Below are 3964 nucleotides of genomic sequence, written 5' to 3' on the forward strand. Positions count from 1 at the left end.
CGGCACGTCGTAGTTGACCACGAGCCCGATGCGGTCCACGTCGAGGCCACGCGCGGCCACATCGGTGGCGACCAGGACCGCGAGGTTGCCGGTGCGGAGCCGGTCGACGATGCGCTCACGCTCGGCCTGTGGCACGTCGCCGCTGATCGTGGCGGCGTTGACGCCACGCGAGACCAGCTCGGCGCCGAGGTCCTCGGCCGTCTGCCGGGTGCGGACGAACACGATGGTCGCGTCGGCATCGGTGGTCGCCAGGACCCGCACCAGCGCGCCGGTCTTGTGCCTCATGGGCACGACGGCGTAGGTCTGGTTGATCGAGGTCGTGGTGGGTGCCGACGGCGTGGTGGCCACCTCGACCGGGTCGGTCATGTGCGTCCGTGCGACCCGGCGGATCTCGCTGGGCATCGTGGCCGAGAACAGCGCGGTCTGCCGCGTGGGCGGGGTGCCCTCGAGGATCGTGGCGACCTCCTCCGCGAAGCCCATGCGCAGCATCTCATCGGCCTCGTCGAGCACCAGCGTCTGCACGGTGGAGACCTCGAGTGCGCCGCGGTTGATCAGGTCGATCACGCGGCCCGGGGTACCGACCACCACGTCGACGCCCTCGGTCAGCTGACGCAGCTGCGGTCCGAACGGTGCGCCACCGTAGATAGCGAGCACGCGCGCCTTGAGCGGTGCCATCGTGCGCAGCGCCTCGCTCACCTGCAGCGCGAGCTCGCGCGTGGGCGTGAGGACCAGCGCCTGCACCCCGTGCGGGCCAGGCTGCAACCGCGCCAGCAGCGGAAGCCCGAAGGCGGCCGTCTTGCCCGTGCCGGTCTGGGCGACACCCACGAGGTCGCGTCCTTCGAGCAGCGCGGGAATCGACGCTGCCTGGATCTCGGTGGGCCGCTCGAACCCGAGCCGGGCGATCCGTTCGAGCAGAGCCTCAGGGAGACCGAGGTCGGTAAAGGAAGGATGGGAGGCGACGTCGTCGGGCACGGACGTCTCAGCAGACAACGAAGACACAGAAGACACAGCGGCAGGCTTTCACTTGAGCTCGCCGTGGGCCGTGGACGCGGTCATGAGGACGCACGCTGATGACGGGGGAGTGGCGAGTGCGGGGCGGTCACGGAAACGACCGCAGGAAGCACCGAGTCTACGCGGAGAGCGCCGCGCTGTCTGCGAGGACGACTGTGACGGCGGCCTCAGCATGGGCCCGCATCGAGTCAAGCAGTGGGACGTCCACGTCGCCGGGGCGCACCAGCAGCTCGATCTCGGTGCAGCCGAGCACCACCGCGTCGGCGCCGCTCTCGTGCAGCCCGGTGATCATGTCGACGAACCGCCGGCGGGAGGCCTCGGTGACCACGCCCTGGGTCAGCTCGTCGAAGATCACGCGGTCTGCCTCGATGCGGTCACACTCCTGCGGCACGAGCGCGTCCAGTCCCCGTTCGCGCAGTCGCCCGGTGTAGAAGTCCTCCTCCATGACCCACCGAGTGCCGAGGACTCCCAGCGTGTGCCATCCCTCATGGTCGGCCCGGTCCGCGATGGCGTCGCCGATGTGGAGCAGCGGCACACCGATCGATCTCTCGACGGCGGGGGCCGCCTTGTGCATGAGATTCGTACAGATGAGCACAGTCTCGGCTCCTGCGCTCTCGCACCGTTGCCCCGCCTGGGCCAGGATCGCGCCGGCACGCTCCCAGTCGCCGGCTAGCTGACACTCCCGGATCTCCGCGAAGTCCAGCGACTGCAGCGCGATCGGCGCCGACGCGTGGCCACCGCGGGCGCGCTGCACCCCTTCGTTGATCACGCGGTAGTACTCCAGCGTCGAGTACCAGCTCATGCCGCCGATCAGGCCCACTGTGCGCATGTCAGCCATGGTGGTGCTCCGCGAGCCCCAAAGGAAGACGCGTTCTTCTGTCATGAGACCCAAGCAGCACTTATGGTCTCCCTGTGGACCCACGGCGCGTGCTGATCTTCCGTGACGTCGTACGCGCGGGTTCGATCAGCGCGGCCGCACGCGAGCTCGGCTGGACGCAGCCTGCCGTCAGCCAGCACCTGCGCGCGCTCGAGCGCAGCGTGGGGTGCACCCTGCTCGTACGCACCTCGAGCGGCGTCGAACCCACCGAGCCGGGCCGCGTGTTGCTGGCCCGTGCTGACGAGGTCGCCGCACAGCTCCACATGGCCACCGAGGAGATGGCGGACCTGTCCACGCTGCGGCGCGGTCGCGTGCGCCTGGCTGCGTACCCTTCCGCCGCCGCGACCCTCGTGCCCGCTGCCCTGGCGCGCCTGCGACATGAGCACCCGGCGATCGACGTCGAACTCACCGAGGCCGAACCCCCGCAGGCACGCACGCTGCTCGCTGAGGGTGCGGCGGACGTCGCTCTCGTCTTCACGTACGACGACCCACCGACGGAGGGCTCCGAGGTCGAGTGGCAGCTCTTGGGCGAGGAGCCGGTCTTGCTCGTGCTGCCATCGAACCAGGAACCCCGTGACACGGACCTCCGAGCGCTGTCCGACGCCGACTGGATCGTCGGCTGCGAGCAGTGCCGCGCTCACGCGATCTCGCGCTGCGACGCCGCTGGTTTCACCCCGCGCGTGCGTCACGTGACCGACGATTACGTCGTGGTCCAGAAGCTCGTGGCCGCCGGTCTCGGGGTGACCATGCTGCCCCGCTCGGCGCTCGAGGCCTACAGGCACCCGGATGTTCGCATCCTCGGCGACGTCGGGCACCGCCGCTACGGCGCATTACACCACCGTGGTGCGCGGAGTGTCCCGGCCACAGCCGCGCTGCTGCAGGAGCTCGCGCGGGCGGAGTCCGAGCGGCCGGCAGGCGCTGGCCTGGCATGATCTCGCCCATGGAGACGGAGCTCGCGAGGATGCGCTCCGCCGTCGAGGGGGCGAGCTACCCGCTCGAGGTGGCGGGCGCCGAGCACGCGCGAGCCACGCGGCATGCGCTGCTCGACCAGCTCGACGACTACATCGTGCCCCGCTATGAGCGCCTCGATGCGCCACTCCTGGCGGTCGTGGGCGGTTCGACCGGCGCTGGCAAGTCGACGCTCGTCAACGCGCTGGTCGGGGACATCGTGACCCGGCCCGGCGCGCTTCGGCCGACCACGCGCGACCCAGTGCTCATTCACCATCCGGCCGACGAGCGCTGGTTCGCCGATCTGCGGATCTTGCCCAGTCTGCCGCGCGTGCAGGGCGACGGCACGGCCTCTTCCTCCGAGGGCGAGCCCACCGCAGAGTCCGCGCTCCGCCTCGTCGCGCACGAGGGAGTGCGGCAGGGGCTCGGGCTCCTCGACGCCCCCGACGTCGACTCCGTGGTGGACAGCAACCGGCAGCTGGCCGCCCAGCTCCTCGCCGCTGCCGACCTGTGGATCTTCGTCACCACGGCGAACCGGTACGCCGACGCCGTGCCCTGGTCACTGCTGCGTGGCGCCTCCGAGCGCGACGTGGTGGTCGCCATCGTGCTGGACCGGGTCCCGCCCGAGGTCCTCGACGAGGTTGCGTACGACCTCCATCAGATGCTGGGTCGGGAGGGGCTCGCGAACGCCCCTCTGTTCCTGCTGCAGGAGCAAGCGCTCGACGGCGCAGGTCGCCTCCCGGAGTCGGCCGTCACCGACCTGCGTGGCTGGCTCGACTCGCTCACGACCGACGCCGCCTCGCGGTCCGAGGTGGTGCGGCGCACCCTCGCCGGCGCCACCCGGCACGCCGCCGAGGAGGTGCTCACGCTCGCGGACGCGGTGGACGCGCAGGCCGCCACGCGGGACGAGCTGCGCACCCGGGTGGAGGCGGCGTACCGGAGCGACGGCGTGGTGGAGGCGCTCGGCGACGGCGCACTGTTGCGCGGGGAGGTGCTCGCACGCTGGCAGGACTTCATCGGCACAGGTGAGTTCTTCCGGGGTCTGGAGTCCCGCGTCGGTCGCATCCGGGACTCGATCAGTGCCTTCGTGACCGGTCGACCCAAGCGTGAGGACGAGGTGCAGCAGGC

4 protein-coding genes are annotated in these 3964 nt (G+C 70.9%); 2 read left to right on the forward strand and 2 right to left on the reverse strand.

The window, feature by feature from the left end; all coding sequences use genetic code 11:
* Both ACOJSN_RS07405 and ACOJSN_RS07410 read right to left on the reverse strand, forming a co-directional pair.
* The coding region (locus ACOJSN_RS07405; protein WP_420111864.1) for a DEAD/DEAH box helicase at nt 1-1008 on the reverse strand (1008 nt) is incomplete at its 3' end.
* Between the two features lie 121 nt (nt 1009-1129).
* On the reverse strand, nt 1130-1840 hold the full coding sequence (locus ACOJSN_RS07410; RefSeq protein ID WP_420111865.1) for an aspartate/glutamate racemase family protein: 711 nt from the start codon (nt 1838-1840) through the stop codon (nt 1130-1132).
* An 83-nt stretch (nt 1841-1923) separates the two neighbouring features.
* Here ACOJSN_RS07410 and ACOJSN_RS07415 point away from each other — a divergent pair, with 83 nt between their 5' ends.
* Both ACOJSN_RS07415 and ACOJSN_RS07420 read left to right on the forward strand, forming a co-directional pair.
* Complete coding sequence (locus ACOJSN_RS07415) at nt 1924-2820, forward strand: LysR family transcriptional regulator (RefSeq protein WP_420111866.1); 897 nt, start codon at nt 1924-1926, stop codon at nt 2818-2820.
* 8 nt (nt 2821-2828) lie between these two features.
* On the forward strand, nt 2829-3964 hold a 1136-nt coding region (locus ACOJSN_RS07420), incomplete at its 3' end, for a dynamin family protein (RefSeq protein ID WP_420111867.1).

The sequence above is a fragment of the Pseudactinotalea sp. genome, from assembly GCF_048594945.1.
GTDB lineage: Bacteria > Actinomycetota > Actinomycetes > Actinomycetales > Beutenbergiaceae > Pseudactinotalea.